Raw genomic sequence first — 5534 nt, 5'->3', positions numbered from 1 at the left:
AGAGCACGAGCGCGTCGCCGCCCGCCTCCAGCGCGTCCGCGGCCGTCATGACCGCGTGCCCGGTGCCGCGCCGTTCGCGCTGGCGGACAAATTTGCAGCCGGGGGAAACCGCCGCCTCGACGAGCTCTGCGCCCTCGCCCGTCACGATCGTGACGTCGTCGATGCCGGCGGCGCGCACCGCGTTTTCCACCCAGCGGATCATCGGCTGAAAAAGCACCTCGCAGACCACCTTGGGCCGGTCGGACTTCATGCGTTTTCCGTCTCCCGCCGCAAGGATGATTGCAAAGGTGCGCCTGTCTTGTGCGGCCAAAGCCATCCCGCCTTTCCGCGCCGGTCCCGGCCGCCTGCGGCCGGGGAATCCCCGCGCATCGGTATTTTGCAGGGCCGCGGGCGGCTCAGCCGCCCTCCCATGTATTTATTATCGCAAGTTTTTGAGCAGTTTGCAAGAGATTGTGCGGGGATTTTGTCGGAATATTGGAAATAATTTTTGTGTAAAACGGTATAAAGGGGCTGGAAAAAACACACATTCTTTGATATAATGAAATGCATGCAGACAGGCTTCCCGCTGTGGCCGCGGGCGCCCCAACCGCGTGCGTCTCATCCGCGCGGACCGCTCTGTTTCGGCGCTTGCCGCAGCGGGCGCCGTTTTTCCGGTGGTCAACAAACAAAATGGAGGTAAAAAAAGTGGGAAAACAATTCGTTTACATGTTCTCCGAGGGCAATAAGGACATGCGTGAGCTCCTCGGCGGCAAGGGCGCGAACCTCGCCGAAATGACCAAGGCCGGCATGCCGGTTCCGCAGGGCTTCACCGTCTCGACCGAGGCCTGCACCCAGTACTACACCGACGGCCGTCAGATCAACGACGATATCCAGAAGCAGATCTATGAGGGCCTTGCCAAGATGGAGGAGATCTGCGGCAAGAAGTTCGCGGATCCCCAGAACCCGTTGCTCGTCTCCGTCCGCTCGGGCGCCCGCGCTTCGATGCCCGGCATGATGGACACCATCCTCAACCTCGGCCTCAACGACACCGTCGTCGAGGGCTTCGCGAAGTTCACCAACAACCCGCGCTTCGCCTATGACTCCTACCGCCGCTTCATCCAGATGTTCTCCGACGTCGTCATGGAGCTGCCCAAGCCCGAGTTTGAAAAGATCATCGACCAGGTCAAGGCGGAGAAGGGCGTCAAGCAGGACACCGAGCTGACCGCCGACGACATGAAGGAGCTTGTCAAACGCTTCAAGGCCTTCTACCTCGAGAAGAAGGGCGTCGAGTTCCCGAGCGACCCGAAGGTCCAGCTGATGGAAGCCGTCAAGGCCGTCTTCCGTTCGTGGGACAACCCCCGCGCCAACGTCTACCGCCGCATGAACGAGATCCCCTACGACTGGGGCACCGCCGTCAACGTCCAGCAGATGGTCTTCGGCAACTCGGGCGACAAGTCGGGCACGGGCGTCGCGTTCACCCGCAACCCGGCCACCGGTGAGAAGGCGCTCTTCGGCGAGTACCTGATCAACGCGCAGGGCGAGGACGTTGTCGCCGGCGTGCGCACCCCCTCCCCGATCAGCCACCTCCATGAGGATATGCCCGAGGTTTACGAGGAGTTCGCGAAGATCGCCGACCGCCTCGAAAAGCACTACAAGGACATGCAGGACATGGAGTTCACCATCGAGAACGGCAAGCTCTACATGCTCCAGACCCGTAACGGCAAGCGCACCGCCGCCGCCGCCCTCAAAGTCGCGGTTGACCTCGTGGACGAGGGCATGATCGACGAGAAAGAGGCCGTCCTGCGCGTGGAGCCCAAGCAGCTCGACGCCCTGCTGCACCCGCAGTTCGACGCCGACGCGCTCAAGACCGCCAAGCTGATCGGCAAGGGCCTCGCGGCCTCCCCGGGCGCCGCCTGCGGCAAGGTCGTCTTCTCCGCCGAGGACGCCAAGGAGTGGGCCGACCGCGGCGAGAAGGTCGTTCTCGTCCGCCGCGAGACCTCCCCTGAGGACATCGAGGGCATGGCTGTGGCGCAGGGCATCCTGACCGTCCGCGGCGGCATGACCTCCCACGCGGCCGTCGTCGCGCGCGGCATGGGCACCTGCTGTGTCTCCGGCTGCGGCGAGATCGAGGTCGATTACGACGCGAAGTTCTTCACCCTCGGCGGCATGACCATCAAAGAGGGCGACTATATCTCCATCGACGGTTCCACCGGCAACATCTACGGCCAGGCGGTCCCGACCGTCGCGGCCTCCATTTCGGGCGACTTCGGCCGCTTCATGGCCTGGGCCGACAAATACCGCAAGCTCCAGGTCTGGACTAACGCCGACACCCCGCGTGACGCCAAGCAGGGCTTCTCGTTCGGCGCGCAGGGCATCGGCCTGTGCCGCACCGAGCACATGTTCTTCGAGGGCGAGCGCATCAAGGCGATGCGCGAGATGATCGTCGCCGAGAACACCGAGGACCGCAAGAAGGCGCTCGCGAAGATCATGCCTTACCAGCAGGGCGACTTCGAGGCTCTCTACGAGGCGATGGAAGGCCAGCCGGTCACCATCCGCTTCCTCGACCCGCCGCTCCATGAGTTCCTGCCCACCAAGGAGGAGGACATCAAGGAGATCGCCGGCGAGCTGGGCATCACCGTTGAGAAGCTCAAAGCCGTCATCGAGAGCCTGCACGAGTTCAACCCGATGATGGGCCACCGCGGCTGCCGCCTCGCCGTCTCCTATCCGGAGATCGCCGAGATGCAGACGACCGCCGTCATCAACGCCGCTCTGAGCGTCACCAAGAAGGGCAAATACAACATCAAGCCGCTCATCATGATCCCGCTGGTCGGCGAGATCAAGGAGCTCAAGTTCGTCAAGGACGTCGTTGTGGCCACCGCCGACAAGATCATCAAGGATTCCGGCGTGGACATGAAGTACGAGGTCGGCACGATGATCGAAATCCCGCGCGCGGCCCTCACCGCCGACGAGATTGCCCAGGAGGCGGAGTTCTTCTCCTTCGGCACCAACGACCTGACCCAGATGACCTTCGGCTTCAGCCGCGACGACGCGGGCAAGTTCCTCGACTACTACTACGAGAACAAGATCTACGAGTCCGATCCGTTCGCCCACCTCGACCAGAAGGGCGTCGGCAAGCTGGTTGAAATGGCTGTCAAGCTCGGCCGCCAGACCCGCCCCGACATCCACCTGGGCATCTGCGGTGAGCACGGCGGCGACCCGACGTCCGTCGAGTTCTGCCACCGCACCGGTCTGGACTACGTGTCCTGCTCGCCCTTCCGCGTGCCGATCGCCCGCCTTGCCGCCGCGCAGGCCGCGATCAAATACCCCCGCTAAAACGGCATAAAAAGGCCCCCCGCGACGCGGGGGGCCTTTTTTTTGCGATATCAAAAGTTTCGCCCGCCCTCAGCTTGCGCCCCAGAAACAGAAAACCCAAAGTTTTCGCCCGCCTTTTTCAAAAGGCGGCGGGGTGTCGGGGCGGAGCCCCGACGCGCGCCCCGCAGGGCGCAAGACGCTTTATCCTGAGAAGCGATTTTTTGGTTCTTTTTTCAAGAAAAAAAGAACGGGGCGTTACTCGGGTGGCAAGTGGGTCGTAAGGTATCGCTCGTCCTGCGGAATCCATTTGGGGCACGCCTTCATATCCGGTTGACAACGCCTGTTGCGCGGCGGGTGTACGCAGTGACCGTAATTGATGGGTTTATACTGTCCCCACCAAACATAGTGCTGCCAGTAATATCCACAACTCTGACAGGTATGTTCGTTGCCCACATTTTTCATAGCAAAACTCCATTCCAAATTATTTAGATATACTGTATATCTATTATAAACATATTACCACACGACGAATATAAAATAAACACATAATATATCCGTCATGAGGTGAAATGATTGGCCGTCAAGAGCGTATCGATTCGCATTGAAGAAGAAATGTTGAAAAAGATCGGGTGTGTTGCGGAATATGAGGGCCGTTCGGTAAATAGTCATATCCTTGTCCTGATTAGAGAAAACATAAAGCTGTTTGAAGAGGAGCACGGTACGATCTCCGAAAACATCAAACCCGCTTTGAATGTCAAACCGAACCGAAAATCCCCAAGCTAAATATCTTATCCTAAAGAAGTGAAGGGGCCCGTTGCAAAATGCAGAACGATGCATTGCAACAGGCCCTGTTCTTTTTTTCTTGAAAAAAGAACCAAAAAATCGCTTCTCAGGATAGAGCTTCCGCGCTTTGCGAAGCGCGGCAAGGGGCTCCGCCCCTTGACCCCGCCGCCTTTGAAAAGGCGGGCGAAACTTTTGGTTTGTTTCTGGGGCGCACGCCGAGGGCGGGCGAAACTTTTGATGTTTTAAAGCCGGCTTTATTCGCCGCCCTTGCATGTCGGCCCGCTTTTTACTATAATAAGAAGGAGTATTGCGCCCGCGCGCCCGCGCGCGCCCAAACATCAAAAGTTCTCCGCCGAAGCCCTCTTTCAAGAGGGCTGGAAAGGTCTTATGAAACGGATTTTTCGCGCTGTGACCTCCTACCTCCTCCAAACCGATAAATGGCTCTGGGCAATGTGCCTGTCGCTCAGCGCGTTCAGCGTGCTTCTGCTCTGCGGCATCCACTATTCGGGCAACGCCGTCAACGCCGCCGACGTGGGCCTGCGCCAGATCGCCGTGCAGGCCGGCGCCGCCGCCATCGGCGCGGCTGCGGCGGTCGTCATCTCCCAGTTCGATTACCATACGCTCGGCCGCCTCTGGAAGCTGCATATCCCGCTCATGTACGGACTTGTGCTGCTCACCTTCCTGATCGGCGAGGGCACCCCCGCGCGCCCTGAGGATAAGTCCTGGCTGCGCCTCGGGCCGCTCACCCTCCAGCCGACCGAGCTGCTCAAAATTTCCTTCATCCTCACGCTCGCTTACCACATCTACAAGCTCCACGACCAGGTCAACCGCCCGGTCAACCTGCTGGCGATCTGCGCGCATGGGGCCATCCCCGTCCTGCTCGTCCACTTCCAGGGGGACGACGGCACCGCGCTGGTCATCGCGCTCGTCTTTGTGGGAATGCTCTTTGCGGCGGGCATCAGCTGGAAATATGTCGCCGCCGCGGCGGTGGCGGCGGTGGCCGCCGCGCCGCTCGCCTGGACCTATGTCATCAACCCCGACCAGAAACAGCGCATCCTCGCGCTCTTCGACCCCAACGCAGACCTGCTCGGCGGGCTCTACCAGCAGTATAACGCCAAGCTCGCGATCGGGTCGGGGCAGATCTGGGGCAAGGGGCTCTTCAGCGCCGGACACCAGTATGTGCCCGAGGTGCACAACGATTTCATCCTCGCCTTCATCGGCGAATCCTTCGGCTATGTCGGCTGCCTCGCCGTCATCGCCCTCTTCGGGGCGCTCTGCTGCAAGATGCTCCACAACGCCCGCCGCGCGGAGGATTCCCTCGGGAGGCTCATCTGTGTCGGCGTCTTCACCCTCATCTCCGCACAGGTGTTCGTCAATGTCGGCATGTGCCTCATGGTGCTGCCCGTCATCGGCATCACGCTGCCCTTCCTCTCGGCGGCGCGGATGGCCCCACGGCCATC

General features: G+C 60.7%; 4 protein-coding genes. 3 read left to right on the top strand and 1 reads right to left on the bottom strand.

Annotated elements, in window-relative coordinates:
* The coding region (locus RDM88_RS11520) for an NTP transferase domain-containing protein (RefSeq protein ID WP_308754978.1) at window positions 1-310 on the bottom strand (310 nt) is incomplete at its 3' end.
* Between the two features lie 359 nt (window positions 311-669).
* On the opposite strand from RDM88_RS11520, the gene ppdK reads away from it, so the two are divergent.
* The 3 genes from ppdK to RDM88_RS11505 form a co-directional block, all read left to right on the top strand.
* Entirely contained in the window at window positions 670-3312 is a 2643-nt protein-coding gene (gene ppdK / locus RDM88_RS11515; RefSeq protein WP_374045463.1) for a pyruvate, phosphate dikinase, read from the top strand.
* 591 nt (window positions 3313-3903) lie between these two features.
* Window positions 3904-4074: an Arc family DNA-binding protein gene (locus RDM88_RS12910; protein WP_374045464.1), complete on the top strand. Its 171-nt coding sequence runs from the start codon at window positions 3904-3906 to the stop codon at window positions 4072-4074.
* A gap of 387 nt (window positions 4075-4461) precedes the next feature.
* Window positions 4462-5534 (top strand): FtsW/RodA/SpoVE family cell cycle protein (locus RDM88_RS11505; protein WP_308754975.1); only part of this gene is annotated, 1073 nt, incomplete at its 3' end.

The sequence above is a fragment of the uncultured Anaerotruncus sp. genome (genome assembly GCF_902490045.1).
Taxonomy (GTDB): Bacteria; Bacillota; Clostridia; order Oscillospirales; family Ruminococcaceae; genus Anaerotruncus.
The sequence above is the reverse complement of the archived record's forward strand: the minus strand, read 5'-3'. Positions and strand labels throughout refer to the sequence as shown.